This window comes from Mycobacterium sp. NTMscope_MAC_269 (assembly GCF_976985695.1).
The window spans coordinates 377,680-400,025 of the sequence record NZ_OZ335668.1; the positions used below are offsets into that span (position 1 = coordinate 377,680).

At 61.5% G+C, this 22,346-nt stretch carries 23 protein-coding genes; 7 read left to right on the top strand and 16 right to left on the bottom strand.

What is annotated here, in order from left to right; genetic code table 11:
- Nucleotides 1-72: 72 nt before the first annotated feature.
- Nucleotides 73-930, bottom strand: a complete 858-nt coding sequence (locus tag ACZ50Z_RS01855) for an SDR family oxidoreductase (protein WP_464482015.1) — start codon at nt 928-930, stop codon at nt 73-75.
- Nucleotides 931-1,162: 232 nt separating this feature from the next.
- On the opposite strand from ACZ50Z_RS01855, the gene ACZ50Z_RS01860 reads away from it, so the two are divergent.
- Complete coding sequence (locus ACZ50Z_RS01860; RefSeq protein WP_464482016.1) at nt 1,163-2,119, top strand: VOC family protein; 957 nt, start codon at nt 1,163-1,165, stop codon at nt 2,117-2,119.
- Nucleotides 2,120-2,801: 682 nt separating this feature from the next.
- On the opposite strand, the gene ACZ50Z_RS01865 is transcribed toward ACZ50Z_RS01860, so the two are convergent.
- The 7 genes from ACZ50Z_RS01865 to ACZ50Z_RS01895 form a co-directional block, all read right to left on the bottom strand.
- Nucleotides 2,802-3,548 carry an SDR family NAD(P)-dependent oxidoreductase gene (locus ACZ50Z_RS01865; RefSeq protein WP_464482017.1) on the bottom strand — a complete coding sequence of 249 codons (747 nt, stop codon included), beginning with the start codon at nt 3,546-3,548 and terminating at the stop codon, nt 2,802-2,804.
- A gap of 53 nt (nt 3,549-3,601) precedes the next feature.
- Nucleotides 3,602-5,164: an FAD-dependent monooxygenase gene (locus tag ACZ50Z_RS01870; protein WP_464486044.1), complete on the bottom strand. Its 1,563-nt coding sequence runs from the start codon at nt 5,162-5,164 to the stop codon at nt 3,602-3,604.
- A 179-nt stretch (nt 5,165-5,343) separates the two neighbouring features.
- A complete protein-coding gene (locus ACZ50Z_RS01875) occupies nt 5,344-6,219 on the bottom strand; it encodes an SDR family oxidoreductase (RefSeq protein ID WP_464482018.1) in 876 nt (291 codons plus the stop codon).
- Between the two features lie 3 nt (nt 6,220-6,222).
- Entirely contained in the window at nt 6,223-8,205 is a 1,983-nt protein-coding gene (locus ACZ50Z_RS01880) for an acetoacetate--CoA ligase (protein ID WP_464482019.1), read from the bottom strand.
- 6 nt (nt 8,206-8,211) lie between these two features.
- On the bottom strand, nt 8,212-8,784 hold the full coding sequence (locus tag ACZ50Z_RS01885; protein WP_464482020.1) for a VOC family protein: 573 nt from the start codon (nt 8,782-8,784) through the stop codon (nt 8,212-8,214).
- A gap of 31 nt (nt 8,785-8,815) precedes the next feature.
- Entirely contained in the window at nt 8,816-9,805 is a 990-nt protein-coding gene (locus ACZ50Z_RS01890; RefSeq protein ID WP_464482021.1) for a fumarylacetoacetate hydrolase family protein, read from the bottom strand.
- Nucleotides 9,802-10,704 (bottom strand): NAD(P)-dependent oxidoreductase, encoded by a 903-nt coding sequence (locus tag ACZ50Z_RS01895; protein ID WP_464486045.1) that lies wholly within the window; start codon nt 10,702-10,704, stop codon nt 9,802-9,804. Before ACZ50Z_RS01895 ends, ACZ50Z_RS01890 begins: the two co-directional genes overlap by 4 nt.
- 210 nt (nt 10,705-10,914) lie before the next feature.
- On the opposite strand from ACZ50Z_RS01895, the gene ACZ50Z_RS01900 reads away from it, so the two are divergent.
- Nucleotides 10,915-11,307 (top strand): nuclear transport factor 2 family protein, encoded by a 393-nt coding sequence (locus ACZ50Z_RS01900; RefSeq protein WP_464482022.1) that lies wholly within the window; start codon nt 10,915-10,917, stop codon nt 11,305-11,307.
- Here ACZ50Z_RS01900 and ACZ50Z_RS01905 read toward each other — a convergent pair.
- The 5 genes from ACZ50Z_RS01905 to ACZ50Z_RS01925 all read right to left on the bottom strand — a co-directional run bounded on the left by ACZ50Z_RS01905 (nt 11,289) and on the right by ACZ50Z_RS01925 (nt 16,445).
- Nucleotides 11,289-13,610, bottom strand: coding sequence for an ATP-binding protein (locus ACZ50Z_RS01905; RefSeq protein WP_464482023.1), 2,322 nt, complete (start codon nt 13,608-13,610; stop codon nt 11,289-11,291). The two genes, ACZ50Z_RS01900 and ACZ50Z_RS01905, sit on opposite strands and share 19 nt — an antisense overlap.
- A 23-nt stretch (nt 13,611-13,633) precedes the next feature.
- A complete protein-coding gene (locus ACZ50Z_RS01910; protein ID WP_464482024.1) occupies nt 13,634-14,458 on the bottom strand; it encodes a TetR/AcrR family transcriptional regulator in 825 nt (274 codons plus the stop codon).
- A 441-nt stretch (nt 14,459-14,899) separates the two neighbouring features.
- Nucleotides 14,900-15,763, bottom strand: coding sequence for an alpha/beta fold hydrolase (locus tag ACZ50Z_RS01915; protein ID WP_464482025.1), 864 nt, complete (start codon nt 15,761-15,763; stop codon nt 14,900-14,902).
- 158 nt (nt 15,764-15,921) lie between these two features.
- Nucleotides 15,922-16,227: a hypothetical protein gene (locus ACZ50Z_RS01920; protein ID WP_464482026.1), complete on the bottom strand. Its 306-nt coding sequence runs from the start codon at nt 16,225-16,227 to the stop codon at nt 15,922-15,924.
- Complete coding sequence (locus tag ACZ50Z_RS01925) at nt 16,224-16,445, bottom strand: hypothetical protein (RefSeq protein WP_464482027.1); 222 nt, start codon at nt 16,443-16,445, stop codon at nt 16,224-16,226. Before ACZ50Z_RS01925 ends, ACZ50Z_RS01920 begins: the two co-directional genes overlap by 4 nt.
- Nucleotides 16,446-17,050: 605 nt before the next feature.
- Between ACZ50Z_RS01925 and ACZ50Z_RS01930 the strand changes: the two genes are divergently transcribed.
- From ACZ50Z_RS01930 to ACZ50Z_RS01950, 5 genes are all read left to right on the top strand, one after another.
- Nucleotides 17,051-17,965, top strand: a complete 915-nt coding sequence (locus ACZ50Z_RS01930) for a hypothetical protein (RefSeq protein ID WP_464482028.1) — start codon at nt 17,051-17,053, stop codon at nt 17,963-17,965.
- Between the two features lie 6 nt (nt 17,966-17,971).
- A complete protein-coding gene (locus ACZ50Z_RS01935) occupies nt 17,972-18,742 on the top strand; it encodes an HpcH/HpaI aldolase family protein (protein ID WP_464482029.1) in 771 nt (256 codons plus the stop codon).
- Nucleotides 18,739-19,194: a nuclear transport factor 2 family protein gene (locus ACZ50Z_RS01940; protein ID WP_464482030.1), complete on the top strand. Its 456-nt coding sequence runs from the start codon at nt 18,739-18,741 to the stop codon at nt 19,192-19,194. Before ACZ50Z_RS01935 ends, ACZ50Z_RS01940 begins: the two co-directional genes overlap by 4 nt.
- Before the next feature lie 78 nt (nt 19,195-19,272).
- The gene (locus ACZ50Z_RS01945) at nt 19,273-20,163 is read left to right on the top strand and encodes an NAD(P)-dependent oxidoreductase (RefSeq protein ID WP_464482031.1); all 891 of its coding nucleotides are present in this window, start codon (nt 19,273-19,275) and stop codon (nt 20,161-20,163) included.
- A 47-nt stretch (nt 20,164-20,210) separates the two neighbouring features.
- Nucleotides 20,211-20,834 carry a nuclear transport factor 2 family protein gene (locus ACZ50Z_RS01950; protein ID WP_464482032.1) on the top strand — a complete coding sequence of 208 codons (624 nt, stop codon included), beginning with the start codon at nt 20,211-20,213 and terminating at the stop codon, nt 20,832-20,834.
- Between the two features lie 217 nt (nt 20,835-21,051).
- Here ACZ50Z_RS01950 and ACZ50Z_RS01955 read toward each other — a convergent pair whose 3' ends face one another.
- Genes ACZ50Z_RS01955 through ACZ50Z_RS01965 form a run of 3 tightly spaced genes read right to left on the bottom strand, consistent with a single transcriptional unit; the run spans nt 21,052 to nt 22,267 of the window.
- A complete protein-coding gene (locus ACZ50Z_RS01955; RefSeq protein ID WP_464482033.1) occupies nt 21,052-21,555 on the bottom strand; it encodes a cytochrome P450 in 504 nt (167 codons plus the stop codon).
- The gene (locus ACZ50Z_RS01960) at nt 21,555-21,767 is read right to left on the bottom strand and encodes a hypothetical protein (RefSeq protein WP_464482034.1); all 213 of its coding nucleotides are present in this window, start codon (nt 21,765-21,767) and stop codon (nt 21,555-21,557) included. The genes ACZ50Z_RS01955 and ACZ50Z_RS01960 overlap by 1 nt, the downstream gene beginning before the upstream one ends.
- Nucleotides 21,764-22,267, bottom strand: a complete 504-nt coding sequence (locus tag ACZ50Z_RS01965) for a hypothetical protein (RefSeq protein WP_464482035.1) — start codon at nt 22,265-22,267, stop codon at nt 21,764-21,766. The genes ACZ50Z_RS01960 and ACZ50Z_RS01965 overlap by 4 nt, the downstream gene beginning before the upstream one ends.
- Nucleotides 22,268-22,346: the final 79 nt, after the last annotated feature.

Genomic DNA, 22,346 nt, shown 5'->3' on the forward strand with positions numbered 1-22,346 from the left:
TATTGGACAATCAAGTTATAGCACGGCTGGTTTCGGCGGTCCATCTACAGTGGACGAGGCGCGGTAGTAGACTCACGCATTCAGGAGCGCGGCCGCGCAAGATTCGAAGCTGCGGGGCGGCCGCCCCAGGATCGTCTCCAGCACGAGCGCGTTACCGCCGCGGAATCCGTAACGGTCGTAGTAGTCGCGGAGGCGTCGAAACCCCTCGGCGGAGAAGGGCTGGCTGAGCAGCCCCGCCGCGGGGCCGTAGGCCCGTATCGGGGCCTGCTCGGCGCGGAGAGCCCGACCGATTGCTTGACCAATTTTGGCGGCGACCTCGTGCAGGGTGAACTCGCCAGGTGCCGACAGCTCGAAAGTGCCCCTGACCAGTCGCTGTTCTGCGAACGCGATCGCCGCAACCTCGGCGACGTCGCGGTAGTCCACGTAGGCCATCTTTTTGTCCGGCGAGAACGCGTCGGCGAGCACACCTTCGGTAATGATGCGATCTTTGCTCGACAGGATCGGGCCGTGCATGAAGCGGGAAGGCTGTAGCACCGTGAATTCAAGGTCTGACTTGTACAGGTGATCCTCGACGTCGACCTTGGCTTGGTGATTGAGTAGGTCGAGGATCGTGGGGTGGTACACACCGGAGTACACGAATCGGGTGACACCTGCGTGGATCGCGATGTCTATCAAGACTATTCCCAGTGCGGCCTCTTCGGGCATGAAGCGCGGGCCGATGAAGAACACGCCTTGGGCGCCGCGGGCCGCGTGTTGGAGGGCCTCAAGATCTCGCAGCTCACCGACGATGATTTCTGTTGCGCCAGCCGCCCGGACTGAGTCGATCTTGTTGGCGTCGCGGATGAACCCACGGACAGCCAGACCTTTGGCCGCAAGCTCCCGTGTCACTGCCAGTCCCGTATAGCCGGATGCACCGAGCACCAGGATCATGCTGACATCACTGCCTTTCGCGCTCGAGATACTCTCGCCACTTTGGAATTACGATGGCTGTGGCCCTTGCACTTCAACAGCCAACCATTGACGCACGCATCGGTAAGCGGCCCGAGCGCGCTTGACGGAAGATCGGGACGAAACTAGAGTGTAGATACTTCGACTCTATAGTCAAGAGCTATTCGTTCACTGATCGAGGAGGTCGCGGGTGTCCGCAATTGGTATTGAGCGCGTGAACTATGTTGCGCTCAACGCGAAGGACCCGGAGGCAGCAGCCAAACACGCGGCCGACCGGCTGGGTTTCACCATCGAGCACGCGACCGCTGACGGCACGCACTACTTGAGTGCGCATGGGGTCGACCGGTACTCGCTGGTCTACAAGCCGGGGGATGCTCATGGCATGCACCACGTGAGTTATTTGGTCACTGACGAACAGGTGCTGGAACGAGCGGCCGAGCGTGTCGCCGCTGCCGGCGTCGAAGTGGAGCGGCACGCGCACATTGAGTGGGAATCGAACCCGGCGGTGCGTTTCACGACCCCGGGCGGGCACCGTATCGAACTCACCACGGGTGTGCACACAGACATCCCGGTGGCGCACCTCGTCGAGGCGCCGAGCGCCGGTGGCCCGACACCCGTCGTTCCTGACCACGTCGGCATCGGCGCCCCGAACTTCGAAGCTGAGGAGCAGTTTCTTGCCGACGTGCTGGGGCACTTGCACTCCAGCCGAATCCTGGCCCCGGACGGCAACTACGTCATGGCGTTCATGCGGTCACCCGGCCGATACCTCTACCACGACGTTGTGCTTGTCCGCACCCCGGAAAGTAGGCTGCACCACCTTCAGTTCAGCATGAAGAATGTCGACCAGTTCTACGCCACTGCAGAGGCGTTGCGCGCCAATGACGTGGAGATCGAATGGGGTCCCCTCCGGCATGGGCCAGGGCACAACATCGCCATGTATTTCCGGGATTTGGACGGCTACTGGTTCGAGTATTCGGTCGAGGAGGAGATCATCCTGCACGACCCCACATACGTCCCTCGTACCTGGAGTGTGGCGGATCCGAAGGCCGTCGACGAATGGGGCGGTGGACCACCCCCGCCCGGGGTTGGTCCTGGCCCGCCTCCGCCGGCAGACGCACTGCTGGGCACCGACCTGGACGAGACGTTCGGGGTCAAGACCGCGTCGAGCTAGTCAACGGGCTCGCGACGTACGCGGCGGTGGGATGGCCACCGCCGCGTACGTCTATTTGGCTGCACTGTTGCAGCGATTGCTGCCCAATGGTGGAGTCATCACGTGACCTGATGAGCTCTCGCCGAGTCGGGCGTTCGACATTGATTGGCCGCGGGGATTACGGCTAGAGCACAGGGAGGCTTAGCCGCAACGGCTCTCTGATCATTCGTCACCACATTTGCTGATGCGGCGAGGCCGCAAGTGCGAAAGTGCTCAGCGGGAGTGCGCTTGGGGGAAACACGGCGGGGCCGCATCCGTCCATCGCGTCCTGCGCCCATGAGGCGCGGGTTCAAGCCGATGCCTTTCGGGAAGCGCCGGGGGCGGCCTTCTCCGGGACCATCTCCTCCCGGACCATGGGCGGCCTGGTCAGCGAGTTGTCCGTCCACGTCCGCATCGGTGTCAAGAGGTGTGCGGGCCCAGAGTCGTTGGTATCGACGAATACTCGGTTCAGAGGCGGCCCGAGCGCGAAATGGCAACAGTATCATCTCGCCGAATAGTTGGTGCTGCAGACTCTTTAGTCACTAAGCGCGCTGTGCTCGGTATTGCGGGGTGGGCGGGCGCACTGAAGTTGGTCAACGCCAGGCGGTTACGTGCCACGTACCGCCCGGCGCTGACCGTCTGATCTGCGCGGTGCAAGCTCGCGTCAGCGCCGGGTGAGCCCGCCGTCCACGGCAATGATTTGGCCGGTGATGAACGCCGCCTCGTCGGAGGCGAGAAACGCCACCAGGTTGGCGACGTCCTCAGGCGTCTGCTGACGCTTGAGGTTCTGCAGCTGAATGTGCATGTCAAAGAACTCTTCACTGAGGTGAGAGAGCGTTGTGGGAGTGCGGACCACACTGGGCGCGATCGCGTTGACCGTGATGTCGTACTTGGCGAGGTCCGTCGCCATGGCGTGAGTGAGGCCGTTGATGGCGCCCTTAGCGGAGACATATGCCACAAACGTGGGTGGGCTTTCCCAGTAACTTGTCGATGACATGTTGATCACCCTGCCGGCGCTGGAGCGCTTCACATCCTCGAGGAAGGCCTTCGCCGTCAGGAACGCGCCATTGACATTGATGGAGAAGATTTGGCGCCATTGTTCGAACGTCACATTGTCGAAATCAACCATTTGCGCGATGGCCGCGTTATTCATGACAATATCGACGGTGCCCAGCGCGTCGCGGACCTGGTCGGCGAAATCATTGACCTGCGCTTCGTCCGACACATCGACCTTCGCACTGAAGAACCGCCTCCCATTGGCCTCGACCAGCGCCTCCGCCTCATCGGCCGCGTTGACGTCGGCGACCGCGATGTCGGCACCTTCCGCCGATAGCTTCTGCACGATCGTTCGACCGATGCCAGCGGCACCTCCGGTCACGACCGCGACCTTGCCCGCAAGACTTCCTGCCATCACAACTCCTTCAAATTCGATGCGGTAGAGATAAAGCAGAGATAAGGCGGATATCACGCGCCTCTGGCGCGGTCGAGGATCCACCCGGGATCGGTCGGCGCAGTGTCGGCGCTCCAGGCGACATACTGATCGGGCCGGACGAGGACCATCTCGCTTCCGTACCGATCCCTTAGGTCTCCTCGCTGCAGGTCAAGGATTTTCAGCGGCACCTGACGCTCCTCGGCCGCGGTCCGGAACCTGGTCACGGCGTCGCTTCCGGTGGTCGTTCCTCCGTCGAACACGAGCAGCGTCAGGCCCGCTCCGAGCTCGTCATAGAGCGATACGCCATCACGCAGCCAGACATGCGGCAGGCGGTACCCGGGACGGCCCGGACCTTGGGAGGATTCCGAGACGATAATGGGTGAATTGTCATAACCGGTGCCCAGCACAAGGTCCAAAGCGTAAAACTCTGCGCGCTTGGTCTCCTGGATTCGTTCATGGGCAAGAGCGCGCGCCTTCACGCCGACGTCGCCGTCTGAATCGAGGTCCGCCGTCGTCAGATCGGTGGAGAGTACCTTCATGTTGGCCGCAGCCTCGTCGATCACCCGGTCTTGGATTGGCCGGCGTTCGGCGGCATAGCTATCGAGCAGTCTGGGCCCGCCCCAACCCGTGAGCACGGCGGCTAACTTCCAGCCCAAATCGACGGCGTCGCCGACGCCGGTATTCAGCCCGTGCCCGCCGAACGGCGGATTGAGATGGGCGGCATCGCCTACGAGAAAAACGCAGCCGTTGCTGACGCGGTCGACCAATTGCATGCGCGCGGTCCAAGGGTCGGTGGAGAGGATCTCGACGTCCGTGTCCGTGCCGATAGCATCGCGGATCAGTTCATGTCCGCGGTCCATACCGGCGTCGCGATCAACCCCGAATGCAACGATCCACCAGGTGCCGTTCAAGTCGAGGGGGCCGACGATGCCGGGTGTCCTCGCGTTGACGGTCCAGTATTGGACGGCGGGGCCGTGGGGGATATGGTCCCAGAGCCTTGGTGCTCGAAATAGCATGCCGAAATTGGGGCGAAGAGCTTGCTCACCGACATACGCCGACCCTATTGCTTCGCGGACAACGCTTCGGGCTCCGTCGGCGCCGACCACGTACTCGGCGGTGATAACGGCCAAGTTGCCAGTGGAATCGACTACCGACACCTCCACGGCGTCGGGCTTCTGGATGAGGCCCGTAACGGACCAACCGGTCGCGAGGACGCACGAATCAAGGGACGCAACGGTTTCCCGCAGCAGATCCTCGAGGACGAACTGGGGTGCTTGCTGACCCGGTTCCGGATAGCGGTCACCATCGTGGGCGAGGCCAAGCACGCCCGTGAAGCGTGAGAGTTCATGGCCGGCCAGTGAGGTGCAAAACACGATATCTTGCGACCACTCAAACGGTAGCGGTGCGCGCTTGCGGAGCTCGTCGGCCAATCCCCAACGGCGTAAGTGTTCCATGGTGCGTACGCTGACCGTCTTGCAGCGGGGCCGTGCACGCGAGACGGTTTCGCGCGGTTCGATCACGACGCAGCGGATGCCGCGCCGCCCGAGCTCGACGGCGGTGGCGAGCCCCACCGGCCCGCCTCCTGCGACAAGCACCTGTGTGGCGCCGGGAAGGCGGCTCAAACTGACACCTCGCTTAAAAATTCGTGAAGCATAGGTCCCCGCAGGGGGCCCTCTCGTTGCTGTGTGGCTGGGGGTACGCAGCGATCCTCGGTCATCCTATCGATGACTGACGGGAGGGTCAATCAATTGACGGTAGTGACTGCTACGGGGATTCAATTGGGTACTTGAGCAGAGGCAGAGCCGAAATGGCGTGCGACCACATCTGTGAAGGAAGCCGGTGTGCGGCCAAGCAATTGCGTCAGTATCCACGCGTTCCCACGGAAGCCGTGTTGATCGTAGTGGGCATAGGTGGAGATCATGTCGGCCGCCGATTCGGGGTTGCCCTGTGCCGGCGGCGGCAATGCACCTTGGTGTACGGGGAGTATCTCGGGCTCCAGGTCAATAGCGCGAGCGCGTCCCACGTCGGCGAGACATCGCCGCAAGGTCGTTGTCGGGCCGGCCAATTCGTAAGTAGCGTAGTCGTGTACTCCGGGTTCAGTCAGAACCTTGACACCAACCTCGGCGCATTCGGCGAGGTCGACGATCGCAATCTTGGAGTCGATGTCGAATGGCACTCCGACCACGCCGGCCGGTTTGTTGGCAAACATCGACATGATCACCTGCGCGTAAATGGAGGGTTGGAGAATCGTCCACGTCAGGCTGCTGGACTGCAGAGTCGACTCGACCCGGGCCTTGCGCACATGATTACGCAGGAACGGGGTATTGGAGTGCAGCACTGAGTGATAGGTGAACTGCTGGACGTCGCTGGCCTCCGCCGCTCGCACGGCGTTGATGATCAGCTGGTCTTCGTTTTGATGCAGTGTCGGCGGGATCGCGTAGACGGCGCGCGCGCCGCTAAACGCTGACCTCAATGTCGAGGGATCGTCGAGGTGGGCGCGCACGACGTTCTGGGCTCCTGCCGATCGCAGCCGTTCGGATCCGGCATCGCTATGACTGACAACACTGAAGTCCGCGTGGACGGCGGCCAAGCGACGGACCAACTCCGTTCCGGCCCAACCGGCTCCGCCGACAATGACGATTTCGCTCATGCTTTAGGACTTTCTGTCTCGGACCAGGAACTGGCGGGCGAAATCGGCATACCAGTCGAGATCATTGGGGGTGGTGATGGTTGTCGTGTTGACGACTTCGCTCTTGGATCGGCCTTGTAGCAGCTTTTTGACGGGAATCTCCAGCCGTTTGCCGGTGCGTGTGGTCGGCACCGACGGTGCCTCGATGATGTCGTCGGGCACGTGACGGGGAGAAATGTTCGAGCGGATGGTCTCTCGGATCCTACTTTTCAATTCGGAATCGAGTCTGTGCCCGTCCGCGATAACCACGAATAGTGGCATGTAGTAACTGCCCTGTGGCAATTCGACTCCAACGACCAGACTAGTGGACACTTCGGGGAGCTCTTCGACAACTCCGTAAATATCGGCCGATCCCATTCGAACGCCGCCCCGGTTGATCGTGGAATCCGAGCGACCTTGCACGACACAGCCGCCCGTCGGTGACATTGCGATCCAGTCGCCGTGCCGCCACACGCCGGGAAACTCGGTGAAGTAGGCATCGTGGTAGCGCTGACCGTTGGGGTCGTTCCAGAAGTAGATTGGCATGGACGGCATCGGTGCGGTGATGACCATCTCGCCGACTTCGCCGACCACCGGGGTACCGGCCTCGTTCCATGCCTGCACCGCCACGCCGAGCCATGGCCCCTGTAGCTCGCCGACGCGCACCGGCTGTAGCGGGTTGGCACCGACGAAAGCCGTTGCGACGTCGGTTCCGCCGCTGTCGGAACCCAGATGGACATCGTGCTTCACAGACTCGTAAACCCATCGGAATGTCGGGTCCGGCAGCGGCGATCCCGTGCTCAGAATCGACCGAAGTGACGACAGATCGTGGGCCTCGCCGGGACTGATACCGGAGTTCTCGCACTTGGTCAAGTACGCGGCGCCCGTTCCGAAACGGGTGACATTTTCCGCCGCGCAGATCGCGAAAAGGGTGTCGGCCCCTCGGGCCAGCGGGCTACCGTCGTAAGTGACGATCGTCGCTCCGGTCGACATCGCGTTGACCAGCATGTTCCACACGACCCACGCTGTGCTGGCCGAGATGAACACCCGATCCCGGGGACCGAGGTCGTAGTGCAGCGAGTTGGCTTTCAGGCTCTCCAACAGGATGCCGCCGTGGGAATGCACTATGCCCTTGGGCATCCCAGTGGTGCCCGAGCTGTAGAGGATCCACAATGGATGGTCGAACGGCAACTGCGTGTAATCGGCTGTCGCGTTGCCTTCCACCAGACGTCCGAAATCGTGTATTCCGGCCGGAACCGGTCTGCACGGCACCAGATTCCGAACCAGCACTGCGTGCTTGACGGTGGGCAGTTCGGCATAAAGCTCGGCCAACAGGTCGATCTTCGGCACGGCCTGATCGTTGTGTCGATAGCCGTCGACACCAATCAAGACTGTCGGTTCGATCTGTGCGAACCGATCTATCAAACCTTTGACCCCAAAGTCGGGCGCACAGCACGACCAGACCGCTCCGATGCTTGCGGCGGCCAATAGTGCGATGACTGTGGGTGCGATGTTAGGAAGCACCGCGGCGATCCGATCGCCAGGTCTTACGCCCATCGCCCGAAGGTTTGCCGCGAGGTTGGCGACCCGAGAAACCAAGTCGGCGCGAGACATCTCCGCAGATGTACCGTCCTCGGATACAGAGACGATTGCTGGGCTCTGTTCGTCGCTGTGGCGCAGAAGATTTTCCGCCCAGTTCAACTCTGCTCCCGGAAACCATTGAGCACCAGGCATCTTCGGGCTCGCCAATGCGATATTCGCCTCGTGTGACGCGATGACGTCGAAGTAATCCCAGATCGCAAGCCAGAACTTGTTCGGATGATCGACCGACCACCGCCACAGCGACGGGAAGTCAGTCGTTTCGACCGCGCGCGAGTTGGCTAACCAGCGCTGAAAGTGCACCATCCGCGAGGCAGCGACACGTTCTGGGGATGGGGACCAAAGGATCTCGCCTCTACCAACGGCCATGCCGGGTCAGGCGCCGGTCAGGGCGGCCAACGGATCAGGAAGTCCTGGACAGGCGGTCCGTGCCCATGTCTGGGTGCTCAACTCGGCGACCGACACGCCGCTCCTCAGGGCTTTTAGCATCGTGTTCGGATCGAACGCGACCCCGACGGGATTGCTCATGTACTCCGGGCCATGCATGTAGGCCGTCGCTTCGTCGGGAGTCGCAAAGTTGTCTACCTGCAGTTCTAGAAAATTGCCATCGGGATCTTGGTAGTAGAGCGATGTCGTGACCCCATGCTGAATCGGCACCTGTGGCGTGATTCCCTGCTTTTTCAGCTCGGCATAGCGGCTGAGCAGATCGTCAAGGTCGGCGAATGTGTATGCAGTATGGTGCATCCCGGACGCACCTGGGTTACGCGATTGGAGTTCGGGAGCGCCCATCAGCGCAAGCCGATGGTGCTCCTCATCACATGTGATGAAGCACAAGCTCTGTCCCTCATAGACCACATGAGCCTGCAGCACCGCACAGTACCAATCCCGCAATTCTTCTAACCGACTCGTCTGTAGCACGACATGGGCGAGTCGCGGTTTGCTGGCCATGCGTGTTACCCCTTCCTGAACGGGCGCGTCATCAACTGCCCATCTTGATTTCATTACCGAGCTTGGAGATTTCCTCGACAAGGACCTCGACATGGTCACCGTCCGAAAGATAAGGCCCGTCAAGGCCGCCTTCCATGGCGGTCCCTGCCGGGGTGCCGGACAACACCATGTCGCCGGCGGCGATGGGGAGATATTTAGAGATATAGCGGGCGGTGTCTGTGAAGGAGTAGATCATGTCCGCAGTCGTACCGTCTTGTCGGAGTTCACCGTTGACCCAGCACCGAATTCGCAGATCCCGAACATCGAGATCGTGTCCGACCACCATCCATGGCCCACAACTGTTTGCCGTCTGGAAGTTCTTTGTCAGCGACCACGTCAGTGGACCATGGTCGGTACGCGACAGGCCGAGTGCGGCGTCGCGGATGCTGAAGTCATTCCACGCGGTGTAGCCCCATGGCACGTAATCGCCCTGCCCAGCCGCGATTGTCTGCGCGCCGAATACGACCGCAACCTCGGCCTCGTAGTCGAGTTTTTGCGTGCCGGGAGGCGGAGTAACCGTCGCGCCCGGACCGACGACGGTTCCTGGGATGACGTAGAAGCCCCACGGTGGGAACTCGCCGGGGGTGCCGGGGCCGTCCTTTGATACCAACTGCGAGGACATCTTCGTCGCATGCTGGGTGAAGTTTCCGCCCGAGGCAAAGATCCGCGTCGTGCGATCGGGCAGCGGTGGGTCCAGTGGTGTTGACGTGACGGGCAACAATTCGATCCTGTCTCGGCCGCGGTTGTGATCGTCGTGGCAGCGCGCGATCAGGTCAGTCAGCAGCGGGCCGACAGAGTGCCAGTCAGATATCAAAGGTAGCCAATTCTCAGGGTAGCCACGAAACCACTGGCGCAGCGATGCGATATTCGTCGAATCTGCTTCGAATGCGTCAATCGCCCCCGTGACGGGAACTATTTGCGGCGCATCGCCGACGTCGATGACAACCCCGGTGAGTCCGCCAGCGAGGCGAGCAAGTCTCATCGAGCGCCTGCCTGCGCGTGACTGACCAACATTTCGAACAACCTGGCGGGATCCGCTTGACCGTGCCCCTCGGCCTCAAGACGACGAAAGTGAGCTTCGGCAACTTCAATCAAGTCCACCGATGCATCGATTTCCCTTGCATAAGCGAGGATTTCGCGGATGTCTTTGAGTGTCATATCAACCGTAACCAATCGGCCGTCGAATTGCCCGGCAGCCATCAATGGTGCGCGGATCTTGAACTGTCCAGATACCGCTCCAGGGCTGGCCGAGATAAGCTCCGTGACCTGATCTAGGCAGAGCCCAGACAATTTCGCGTAGGCCATCGCTTCCGCGGCGGCGGTGACGTGCACCAGACCCAGATACTGGGCGACGAGCTTCATCCTTGTGCCGGTCCCAAATTCACCGACAAAGACGTAGTGCGGCGACATCGCCCGGAACACTTCTTCGGCGCGGTCATGCAGAGAGCGATCGCCGCTGGCATAAATCACTGCGATCCGCGCCGCCACCATTGCGGGTGTGCCGCTAACGGGAGCGTCGAGTAAGTCCGATCCGCAGGCCTGGAGCCGTCGACGAGCGTCTGTCTTGAGTGCGATGGGCAGAGTGCTCAGTTCGATCAGGGGTGGTACATGGTCAGCCGCGAGCAGTCCGGTTGGGCCATCCAGGATTTCGTGCAGCGACGCCGCCGATGGCAAGCAGGAAAGGACCACATCGGATGCTTCAGCGACAGTGCGTACTGTTCCGTCCACCAGGACTCTGCCACCGCGCTCGGCGAGTTCAGCGCTCCTCCCGCGCGCCGCGCATACCACGTCGAAGCCGGCATCCAGCAGCGCGCTCGCCAGCGGAAAACCTAGTCGACCGACGCCAATGAACCCAACCGTTTTAATTGACATCGCGTGCACTCCTTCGTTTGAAGACGCGCGGGAGTTGGCCGCCTTCGGATTCAACTCATACGTTAATACATCAGCACGTCTGTAATCAAACGCTGCCTGGAGCCTTGCTATACACAAACGTCAATTAGTTGACTTGGTAGTCTGATCGATGCTACGGTGTCGATGTCGGCTCGGCAGTAGGCTGGCCTTTAGGAGATTGTCGGAGGAAAAGACGTAGACATGACCATCGACGCCCACAAGCGCGTGGTGTTGGAGTTCCTGGAGGCCTTCGAGACTGGCGACGCGGAGGCGATATTGCGTCGGCTGACCGATAACGCGACATGGTGGATCGCAGGCGAGCTTCCGATCTCTGGCACATTCACGAGATCAGAAATCCCTGCGATGCTCTCAGGGATCGCGAATAATACTGCTGGACCGGCTACCTTCAGGCCGATCAGCATGATTGCTGAAGACGATCGGGTAGCCGTCGAGGCCGAGTCAAACGCGAACCTCACCAACGGCCGCCACTACACCAACAAGTACCACTTGGCGTTCGACTTCGACGGCGATCTGATATCCGCGGTTCGCGAGTATATGGATACTCTGCGGGTGCATCAGGTGATGTTCGGATAAGCATGCTTGGCGAACCACTCGGCGGCCTGCGACCTCGAATTCAGTCCGAGCTTCGCAAAGATGTGGTAGACGTGCGATTCGACGGTGCGACGGGATAACACCAGCTCGCCAGCGATTTCGCTGTTGGTGAGCCCCTTGGCGAGGAGTTCTGCGACGGCGACCTCGCGGCGGGTAAGGGTGGCTAGCCTGGCAGCCGATAGCCGATTACTGTCGTCGTTAGCATCCTCGGGTAGGGGATCGAGGAGTCGATGAAAGTCCTGCTGTGTGCCCTCGTTGAATGCGGAGATGAAGGCCTTCTCGCCAATGGCATTGCGGATCAGTGCTTCGACTGGTTCGGCCACTTTGAACCGAAACCATAGAAACGGCTCGCGCAGCGGTCCCGTCTGCCAGATTGTGTTCGCCGCACCCAGAAGTCCCGCTCCGCGTTCGGGCTCATTCAGCATGGCGGCGGCCCAGGCAAATCCGCCCAGGCACGTCGCGATGCCGAGATCGTGGCCGACGGCATCGAATACGCCGAAGGAATCTCTCAGGCAGCCCATCGCGGCAGCGGCGTCGCCGCCGCGACAATGCACTAGTCCTTGGATCCACAGTGCGAACGCTCGATAGAACTGGGAGCCTTCTGCCTCCAGGAAGTCGAGCGCCTCCTTGCCGACTTTGCCTGTTTCAGGTCTGTCAAGTCTAAAGGCCATCATGAACGCCATGGTGAGCGCCTCACCGGTAAGCACAGCGTTCCCCGTCTCTCGTCCACGCCGTGCGGCCTCCTGTGCGCCGACGAACGCCGCGTCGAGGTCTCCAACTACCGAGTCGGTCAACATAGGGCACAGCGCGAGAAATGCCTGGACCCGTTCTAGTCCCAACTTCTCTGCGAGTTCCCGACACTCGGCGTGCGTCTGGGCCCCTTGGTCGACGTCACCTGACACCAGCTCGAGAAAAGCGCAGGTCCAGAGAGCTTCTGCACGGTCGGGGCTGGGCGCGAGAGTTACTTCGAGGGCCTTACGTAGCCATTGAATGCCTTCCAGGATCAATCCAGGAGATGCCCAGTACATCCGCAAGCAGGAGGCAATCCGCAGCGCCGATGTGGCGTCCCCGGGCTTATCCAGGCAGTTTTGCAGGGCCAACCGCAAATTCGGAAGATCAATGCTGACTGCCTTGAACCAGCCGATCTCACGCTCACTGAAATAGTCAGTGTGGTAGCGGTCGGCGAGCGCGGTGAAATGCTTGATGTGGCGCTGCTTGATGTCGGCAGCCATTCCAGACTCCTTCAAACGCGTCTGGCCGAATTCGCGAACCGTTTCCAGCATCGAGAACCTGGTGCCTGGTCCCGAGACGGAAGTACGGGAACTAAGGACCGACTTGTCAACCAGGCCGGCCAGCAGATCAAAGATTTCCGAACGCGGCAATCGCTCGTCGGCACAGACCTTTTCGGCCGCGCCGATGTCAAACCCGCCGGCGAACACAGACAATCGCGTCCACAACAATTGCTCGGCCGGCGAGCACAGGCCGAAACTCCAGTCAATAGTTGCCTCGAGGGCGCGATGTCGGGCCGGAGCTGATCGTGGGCCCGATGTCAGCACGTCGAATGAATGTTTGAGCCGGCCGAGGATTTCGTGGACCGAATATGCGCGCAGGCGGGCGGCGGCCAGTTCGATCGCCAGTGGCATACCCTCCAGTCGCTCACAAAGTTGAACCACGGCTTGCATGGTGTCCGGTTTGACGACGAGATTTGGAACTACGGCGGTAGCGCGGTCCAGAAATAGTTGACTAGCATCCGAGAGGCGGGCAGGGGAGCCGAGTTCACCGCGGTCGTCGCACGGGCCGTTCGGCATTGGCGGCACCTCGAAGATGTGTTCGCCCTCGGCGCCGAGTATCTGCCGACTGGTAGTGACGATGTGTAGGCCGGGTGCCGTAGTAAGCAATGTGCTAATCAACTCGACCACCGGGGAAACCATGTGCTCGCAGTTGTCGATGACAAGCATAAGCTGTTTCGTGGTGAGTTGTTCGGCAAGCGTCCTCGAGGGCTCGCCGGTGCCGTTCTTGAGGCCTATGGCACGCGCCACTTGAAATGGAAGCAAATCACTTGCTCTGAGCTCACCGAGCTCGACAAGCCAGACCCCGTCGGGAAACTGGTCCCGCACGGCCGTGGCAAAGCGCCTGGCCAGGCGGCTCTTGCCCACCCCTCCCGGTCCGGTCAGCGTGATAAGCCGGCCTGCAGAGAACACCTTCTGCAGTTGCTCCATCTCATGTTGGCGACCCACGAAATTGGTCACTTCCGCAGGTAGGTTGCCCGGTAATCGCGCATCCATGGGACGACGCTACACCGCGGATCTCAACTAGACTTAGCGCGCGCAGATTTCTTGGCTGCCCTGGTCGTGGGGGCTCGCGGCTCGAGTAGCCGACTAAGATAATCCAGTTCGTAACGCATTCGGGTGATCACAGCCTCTGGCCCCTCCTTGGCGCCCTTGCCGTCACGGTCGACTTGGCGCACCATCGCCAGCGCAAGGTCGGCGATTTGCCGTGCGACCTCGTCTGGCGTCTGTCCATCCAGCGACTCCGCCCACCAGGCAACCCAGTTGCACATGCCGATGATGGCCAGCGAGGCACTCTTTGCATCGACTGGCCGAAATTCTCCTGCTTCAATTCCGCCATCGATCAGGGCAACAAGTTCGCGAAGCGTGGCGCGCTGAGCCGAGCGGTAAGAGCGAGCTAGATCTGCCGGTAGCTCCGACTCGGAACGCACCAGCATTTGAAGCTGGAAGGGATCGGTCGCACGGCGTAACGCGATGGAATATGCCACCGCACGTAACCTGGTGGCCGCGTCCGTGTCGGGCGAGTTGATCAAGCGTTTGATCTCGGCGGCTGGCGCTTCGGTGCCTTCCGCGACGAGGCGGGAGAGGATCTCTTCCTTGCTGCGCACGTAGTAATAGAGAGCCGGTCGGGTTATTCCGACAGACTCTGCGATGTCTTGCAGGTTGGTGCCGGCGAAGCCCCGCTGTGCGAATAGCCGCGCAGCCTCGGACAGGATCTGGTCCTCGACGAGCTCACGCCGAATGCTACTCCGAGGCGTTGCCTCTAAAGCGGCGTTAGTCTGTGAGGCAGCTGTCCGACTGCGCCTGGACGTACTCGCGAGCTTTCGATCACCTTTGGCTGGCACGTGCGAATCTTAACAGTCGCGTCAGTCACTTCGGGAACAAGACGCGGAGAGGAAAGCCGCAATAGTACAGATTCGGCGAACTCGTCGAGAAGTTCAGAAACGCGGCTTTCTGCTCGTCGAGTCGCGAGTGGATCAGGTTTCGCGCTCGCCTGCCTGCGGTGCCAAATTGCCCGCGATACCAAGCGCTGAAGATCTGACGTTTGTGTTGAGGAATCAGACGCGGTGGGCATTGGTAACGGTCTCCGATCGTGGTCGAGCATTTGGGACAAACCCAACCTTGTCAAGGCCTGCGCAGCGATACCGCCGTTGCGCAGGTGCATCCCGCCTGGCAGAGGTGACATGTCGACACTGTGTCACAAGGCACACACCTTCACCATGCCCGCGATACTGATTTCATTACTGATTTGTCGGCTAAGTGTGGACAGTGCTTCCGATGTGTTTCTATGCCGGAAGTGGAGTTGCCGGCACGCAAAGTGTGGCCTTCGACGGACTAATTACCCGCTGGATGGCAGCGTTTACCATGTCCGGAGCCTCATAGGGCAGCATGTGTCCACCTGCGGGCAGATGCACATGAGTGGCGCGTGGAATTCTGGCGGCGAGGTCGCGAGAGTGCGCCGGTGGTGTCAGGACATCTAGACCTCCGCTAATTACGACTGTGTCTGCGCGTATCGACTCGAGCGTCTTGTATTGGTCGTAGGACTGCAAGCTGGGTAGAAACCCCACGGCGGTCGGCAAGGGTGTTGTGGCCAGGGCCGCGGCCGTGACGGCAGCGAGCGTTGCCTGTCCTGGGCGCACACCGAGGTGGCGGCGATCGAGCGCCGCGCGCAGCGGCCCCGTCAGAATTCTTATAGTCCGCGCGGGGGTGTGGTCGATGAGCCTGGCCAGCATACCGGTGGCGGGGGTGGCCAAAAACCTGCCCAAGCCGCGTTCACCAAGGTTTCCTGCAGCGCTGGCGACCAGCGCGAGTCCCTGAGGCTCGACGGGCCGCTCCGCCGACGAACGGGCGAGGTAGCACAACGCAGACATTCCCCCCATTGAGTGCCCTGCCAAGGTGAGCGCCCCGGTCACTTGACGTGCGGTCAGGACCTGGGCTAAATCATCGGCAAGTTGCTCGATGCGATAGCTGCCCATCGGAGCCTGATCCGATCGACCGTGTCCGCGGTGGTCGTAGCTGATGACACGAACGGCTCCGTCGTACCGTCGCAGCAGGTGGTCGATTTGGTGCATCCACGACACTCGGCTTAGACAAAGCCCATGCAGGAAGACCACGGTCTGATCAGCCTCTCGAGAGCCGTAGTCGCTCACCGCAAGTCGTACTCCGTCACGTGTCGTGATGTATACGTTGGTAGCGGGGTGGCGATCTAAACCGGATGTGATGCAACGCCTTTCGGGTATCTGATGACCGGTGGTGGGCCACTCCGGGTTCGGCGCTTCTTCGACAGGCGTCCCGCGGGGTGGTGTGCCTAGCCGCATTGGCTTGCGGCCTTCAGGTACAGGCCGGCGATCAGTTCGACCCACTGTTCGGCGTCTTGTTTCGCGGTCACCGGAAGGCGGTGTGGGACCAAAGCGGGATTAGATCGGTTGACTGCGTCGGCGACGGCCTTGGTGACATACATCAGCCAATAGGGACGGTTGGCCGGTTTGAAGGCCCCGCAGATTTCTGTCCGATTGGCGCCGAAGACGCTAATTCGCCGTCCTCCGTCGGCGTCGGTCACGGTGACTATGGGCGGCGATAATGCGGTGGCAGTCGCCGCATCAGTTGCTGTCACGTCGAGACCCCTGCGCAAGCTGCTGTCTTTTTGCCCGGTGCCGGATCGAGGCGCGACAGCACGGATTCGGCGAACTCATCGAGAAGCGCTGCAATACGCCGTTCAGCACGCCGAGCGCGGAACGCATCCGAGCCTGCCATTTTGCGGTCCCAGACCGCCTGGGAAACCATCCGTTGCAAATCGGACGTGTGGAGGGGAGAGGGGGTCGGGGTGAGCATCGCTAATTGCCTCCGATCGCTGTTTGGCGCCAGCCGGAGCCAACGCTGCCAATACCTTCCGCCGGGACGCCTTCGTCGAGAGACGTTCTCGATGGTGCGGCATGACTGTGACACGCGGCACAATTGCTGCGCAGCAGTAGTGATACTGAAATCCGATACTGATTTCGGGACTCAGTACTGATGCGCCGACAATGTGTTGTCGCCCGACACGTACTGCATTGCGCGAGGTCGTCGTGTATCAGGCTCATGACAGCCATCGTGGCCGTTCCAAGGTGGGCTTTTCAGGGGCGGCGCCGTGGCGTAAAAGCGTCGACGAGATCTTGCGATGCGAGGACCTCGCGATCCATGTCGCGGTGGAGGCTGGGTGGGACTGCATCCCGAATTGGGTTCCTGACGGTGGCACAGAGATTGATGGCGCGGCTATTTCAATGTGACGGATGGGCGTCGGTAGCCGAGGCCGATTGTTCGGTCACGGCGAATGGTGGCTTCGGAAGGCGTTCGTTGATTGCCGAAACCGGCCAGGGCACTATGACTTTGGCGGCTGCGTTACAAGCCACCGCAGTACGCATGCGTGATGATGGCATGCTGCAGTCGGGGAGTCACTGGTGAACGAACGTATGGTAGTAGAGGCGCCTCAAGCGTCCTCTGCAAGCCCGGCAAGCGCCGGGATGTCAACCGCGACAAGTGCTCCGCGCGCGCCTGCGTTCTACGGGTTTTCCGATCAATACGGCTGCGAGGCCGACTCGATTGATAAGTGTTCCTGGTACATTCGTGGTCAGAACTTCTGCATCGGCTACGCATGGGTACGCGCGGGCGAGTCCCTGTCGGAGGTCAACCTTCCCGACGAGCACATCGTCATCGTTCCCGAGGCGACCGCAGTTACGGTCTTCGCACCTGGTGACGTAGACACGTCGATAGTGGGGCCCGTGCTCGCGATTATCCCGGCCGGTGCGAGTCGGCTGGTTGCGGGTAGCGACGGCGGACTTTTGCGGATTTTCACGGCCCGCTCCGCCGATGTGCGGGTCCGCGCGGACAACAACGCAACCTATGGCGAGCCGGATCCCGCGGTTGTACCGTTGCCGGACCGGCCGCCTGTACCAGGACCCGGCACGGTGCGCGTTTATCTAGCAGCCGACATACCAGTGGATTCGGCCCGGTTTGGCCGGATCTTTCGTAGTGACTCGCTGATGGTCAACTGGTTCGCTCCCGAACACGGTGCTCGCGACACCGACTCTTTGTCGCCGCACGTACACGACAGCTTCGAGCAGGCTACGGTGACTTTGCTCGGTGAGTACACCCATCACTTGCGGAGTCCGTGGACGCCGCGGCTACGTGACTGGCGCAGCGATCAGCATATCAAGTGCGCGAGCCCGTCGATCACGATAATCCCGCCGGGCATCGTCCACACCTCACGCGCCATCGGTGAGGGGATGCACCACCTTGTTGACGTGTTTGCCCCGCCGCGAGCGGATTTCGCCGCACGAGGATGGGTCATCAACGCCCAGGATTATGAAGGCTAGTAAGTCGTGACGGCACCATGGTCAGCCGGCCGGCCGGCGATCGGGACATGGGTCAAGCTCCCTGTCCCCGAGGTCCTCGAACTTCTGGCGGCCGCCGGAATGGACTTCGTCGTGATCGATGGGGAGCACGGCGCCTTCGATGTGCGCACCATGTCAACCATGATCTCGGTGGCGTCGGGCCACGGCATTCCGGCGTTCGTGCGGGTTCTGGGTCATACACCGCGCGACGTGCAGCCGGTGCTCGATGCCGGCGCGGCAGGTCTCTTCCTTCCTCATGTTGACAGCGTCGACGTCGCCCATTCGGCCGTCGAATCGTGCCGATTCCCACCGGGTGGACGGCGCGGTGCGAGCCCAAATACTCGGGCGGGAGACTGGGGACAACTCAATGCCACCCTTTATCTGGCCCGCGGTAACGATGAGGTGACCCTGGTGGCCCAGCTTGAGAGCCCAGCGGCCGTTGCCGAGGCGGTGCACATTGCCGGGGTCCCTGGCATCGATGCGCTGTTCATCGGGGCGTATGACTTGGCAGTCTCGGCTGGCTTCGCGCCGGGCGGCGAGGCCGCTCGAACGCTGGTCGGGCATGCAGAAGACGCATGCCGTGCATCAGCCCTGAATTTTGGCGCCGTCGCCGTCACAGGGGCCGAGGCAGTTCAGTTGTACAGCCGCGGCCACAGTTTCGTCATGGTCGGCAGTGACGTCGCCTTCGTCCTCGGGGGCGCGCGCGTCGCGGTAACGGACGCCCGAAATCTCACGCCGAATGGAGGTATGCCCGGATGAGCGCGGAGCAGCTCGACCGGCGCTCGCTGCGAGAGGAGCTGCTCGACATCGTTACGGCTCTATGGTTCGAAATCGATCATCGAGAAGGCAGGCGGGCGGCCAGCTTCTTCGTGTCGGATGCCGAATTGCGGATATTTACACAGACTTTCCGCGGGACGGCAGAGATCGAGGAGATCTATACACAACGGGCCGCAAACGGCCCGCGGGTCACCCGCCACGTCGTCACCAACATGCATATCACCTCGGCGGAAACAGATCGCGCATCGGCCGTCGCGATCGTGACTCTGTTTGCGGAGGACGGGGATGCCCCACGACCGACGGTCACGCCCACACTGGTCGCCGACGTCGCCGACGTCTTCGAGCGCCACGGTGGAGGGTGGCTCATCCGGTCCCGTCGGATCGAGCCGCTTTTCATCGCACCTGCGACTGTTCTCCCGGTTCCGACCGAATGATTCGTGAATCTGCTTGCCCAGTAGGACAACTCGAGAGACTTGGTCGCAGAAGTGACCCAGTAAGGAAGGATCGATGTCATGAGTAACCCAACGGTCGGCTTCATCGGTGTGGGTCGGCTTGGATTTCCGCTGGCGTGCGGGCTGCTCGACGCGGGGTACGACGTCGTGTGCACCCGCCGAGGCAGGGCCGCGGAACTGACGGCCCATGGTGCGACGGTACCCGGCGACGGATCACCTAAGGCGGTGGCAGAGGTGGCCGACGTCGTCGTGAGTTGCTTGCGGACATTAGCCGAGCTCGAGGAGGTGACGGTCGGCCCGGATGGGGTGCTCGCCGCGACCGCCGTTCCGAGCATGATCGAGTTGAGCACAATCGCGCCGGTACTCAAGCAACGTGTCCGCGATGGGTTCGTTGCGCGCGGCGCTGAAATGTTAGACGCGCCGGTGTCCGGCACCCCGGCCATGGTCGAGGCAAAGCTGGCGGTGATCTATGCCAGCGGTGACCCGAAGGAACACGAGCGATGTGCCGAGGTATTGCACGGTATGTCGCCCAACGTCAAGTACGTAGGCGAATTCGGCACGGGTACCAAGATGAAGCTCGTTGCTCAGTTCCTCGGCATGGTCCACGTGACTGCCACCGCAGAGGCGATGGCCTACGCGCAGCTCGCTGGACTGGATCTCATGCAGGTAGCCGAGTTGATCTCGGAGAGCCCTGGTGCGATGTCGGGCCAATTCAAGATTCGCGCGCCACTGATTGCCACAGGGCGATTCGACGGCAAGTTGGTCACTGTCGCCATGGCGTACAAAGACATCGAGGAGGTCATCGCCTACGGGACCGAACTGGGCGCACCCCTTGCCCTGATTCGCGTGGTCGAGAACTACTACCGCGAACTGGCCGGAGCCGGACACAACGAGGCGGACCCCGCGAAACTATTCGACACGTTGATCAGGGATCGGCTGACGCTGAAATGACGACTCGAGTTTCGGTAGCGAAATTCGGCCCCGGACAGGAGGACTAGATGGGCAACAACGACACGCTGCTCGACCGCATCGCGATCCGCGAGCTCGTCGAGAACTGGATGATCTTCCGCGACAACCGCGAGTGGGACCGCTTCCTCGAGGTGTGGCATGACGACGGTGTGTTGATGACCACCTGGGGAGGCAAAGCGACCCCACAGCAATTCGTCGAAGCGGCGTCCAAGGGCTTTGCGCAAGGTGACCGAACGCTGCACTCCGGTGGCGGTGGCGCGGCACTGGTCGAAGGGGACCGTGGTTTTGCCATGTCGAAGCTGCGAATCATGCAGCGCGGCATGGTCGAAGGTGTCCTCTGTGACGTTACGTGCATCGGTATGGTGTTCGACTTTGTTGAGCGCCGCGAGGGCCGCTGGGGGATGGTGCTGCGCCAGCCGGTCTACGAACGCGATTACATCGTTCCGACCGACCCGAATCAGACCGTCGAATTGAAGCCCGAGATCATGGCCCGCCGTCCGGACGGTTACCAACGGCTCGCATACCTCCAAGAGGGGCTCGGGCACAAGATCGTGCCCGACATGCCGACAGAAGTGGGTCCCCGGCGCGACGCGCTGGTCAAGGCGCGTGATGCGTGGTTGCGCGGCGAGCCGCTCGTTTGGCCGCCGGCGTAGCGGTCAGCGCGAAAGTAGTTGGCTCCGACTAAAACGTGAGGGAATTGTTCGTACCCATCAATCGATGCTTTCGTGATCACCGCGGGATTGACTTCGGGTCATCTCACAAGCGACCTAACCGGCCCCGCCAGTGGGACGGCGGCGGCCTGGGCACCGGTTATCGAATACCCTCCACACCCTCGTTCAGGATCCCGAACGCGTCACGTGAGTGGGAGCGTCACCCCTGCGCGGTGAATCGGACTGGCATGCTGCGGATACCCATGAGATTGTCGCCCACCAAACCGGTGAACTCGGCCTCGCCGTCGAGGGCGAGATCGGGAAGGCGGTCCAGCAGGCGAAGTAGGCCGATGCGGAGTTCGGCGCGGGCGAGGTGCTGGCCGCTGCATATGTGTGCGCCGTAGCCGAAGGCTAGATGCCGATAGTGGGCACGGTCGATGACGAAGTCGTTTGGCCGGTCGAATTCGTCAGGGTCGCGGTTGGCGGCGGCAAAATTGAGCAGTACTCGGCTGCCCTGGCTGATAGGACAGCCGCCAATAATGGTGTCGTTCAAAGTGGTTCGGGCGAATAGTTGCAGGGGAGTCGTCAGGCGCAGGCTTTCGTTCACGGCATTTGTCACCAATTGCGGCTCGGCAACCAGTCGACGGCGAAGGTCGTCATTGCGCAGGACGTGGTGTACCAGACCCGCTAGCCCGGATGCGGTCGAGTGATGTCCGCCGCCCATTAGGCGATGAGAATTAGCACTGCGGTGTTGTCGTCGATCTCCATGTCTTGGTAGCGGCCGCTTGCGAGTTGGCGTAGAAAATCATCCGTCGCGGCCGGACAGCGCGAATGGAGACGCTCGTGGATGAACTCGACGAAATCCTGAAAGCTCTGTGTGTCTTCGGCCGGCGCCGCGAGGAACGTGTCGAAGAGTTGCTGGTTGTGCAAACTCATTCGACAGCCCCGCCATCCGGCCTATGACGACGCCGGGCACTGGATGGGGTGAATGCTGGGATGAGGTCGGCGCTGCCATGGCGGGCAAAGGCATCGATATGAGCGTCGACGATCTCGGTAATCAGGGGTTCCAGCGCGCGCACCGCGGTCGGGTTGAGAAGGCCGTCGAAGACTTTTCGCCAGGCCCGGTGGGCGTCGCCGTCGAACTCCATTGCGGGAAGGATGGGAAGTCCAGAGGGTCGAGGAATGAAGACTCCCTCGCCAGCGCTGCTGAAATCCTCGCGCACGGAGATGATCTGCCTGATCTCGTCGTAATCTGAGACGAGCTCAAACCCGCCGTATCGGTCCACGCGGGCTACCGGACACGTGCTGCGCAACGATTCATGATCCGCCCATATATCGCCCGGATTGCGTGTCGCGTCGTGATGGTCAAATCGAGCGGCCTGATTGGACGATGCTGCGGCTCCGTCGAGGCTGGGACTCGACGCAGTGTCATGCATTTCTGATACCCTTTGCGTTCTTCGGAAGCCAAGCCCACCAGGTAGACTCGACGGGCGTCGACGCAAACGTTAATGATTC

Bases quoted from the DNA above. Each gene is read 5' to 3' on its own strand.
- ACZ50Z_RS01965 (WP_464482035.1), bottom strand. From the start codon at position 22,267: ATGCATGACACTGCGTCGAGTCCCAGCCTCGACGGAGCCGCAGCATCG.
- ACZ50Z_RS01925 (WP_464482027.1), bottom strand. From the start codon at position 16,445: ATGCTCACCCCGACCCCCTCTCCCCTCCACACGTCCGATTTGCAACGG.
- ACZ50Z_RS01890 (WP_464482021.1), bottom strand. From the start codon at position 9,805: ATGAGACTTGCTCGCCTCGCTGGCGGACTCACCGGGGTTGTCATCGAC.
- ACZ50Z_RS01940 (WP_464482030.1), top strand. From the start codon at position 18,739: ATGAGCGCGGAGCAGCTCGACCGGCGCTCGCTGCGAGAGGAGCTGCTC.
- ACZ50Z_RS01950 (WP_464482032.1), top strand. From the start codon at position 20,211: ATGGGCAACAACGACACGCTGCTCGACCGCATCGCGATCCGCGAGCTC.
- ACZ50Z_RS01885 (WP_464482020.1), bottom strand. From the start codon at position 8,784: ATGGCCAGCAAACCGCGACTCGCCCATGTCGTGCTACAGACGAGTCGG.
- ACZ50Z_RS01955 (WP_464482033.1), bottom strand. From the start codon at position 21,555: ATGGGCGGCGGACATCACTCGACCGCATCCGGGCTAGCGGGTCTGGTA.
- ACZ50Z_RS01960 (WP_464482034.1), bottom strand. From the start codon at position 21,767: ATGAGTTTGCACAACCAGCAACTCTTCGACACGTTCCTCGCGGCGCCG.
- ACZ50Z_RS01855 (WP_464482015.1), bottom strand. From the start codon at position 930: ATGATCCTGGTGCTCGGTGCATCCGGCTATACGGGACTGGCAGTGACA.
- ACZ50Z_RS01880 (WP_464482019.1), bottom strand. From the start codon at position 8,205: ATGGCCGTTGGTAGAGGCGAGATCCTTTGGTCCCCATCCCCAGAACGT.
- ACZ50Z_RS01865 (WP_464482017.1), bottom strand. From the start codon at position 3,548: ATGGCAGGAAGTCTTGCGGGCAAGGTCGCGGTCGTGACCGGAGGTGCC.
- ACZ50Z_RS01900 (WP_464482022.1), top strand. From the start codon at position 10,915: ATGACCATCGACGCCCACAAGCGCGTGGTGTTGGAGTTCCTGGAGGCC.
- ACZ50Z_RS01945 (WP_464482031.1), top strand. From the start codon at position 19,273: ATGAGTAACCCAACGGTCGGCTTCATCGGTGTGGGTCGGCTTGGATTT.
- ACZ50Z_RS01875 (WP_464482018.1), bottom strand. From the start codon at position 6,219: ATGAGCGAAATCGTCATTGTCGGCGGAGCCGGTTGGGCCGGAACGGAG.
- ACZ50Z_RS01905 (WP_464482023.1), bottom strand. From the start codon at position 13,610: ATGGATGCGCGATTACCGGGCAACCTACCTGCGGAAGTGACCAATTTC.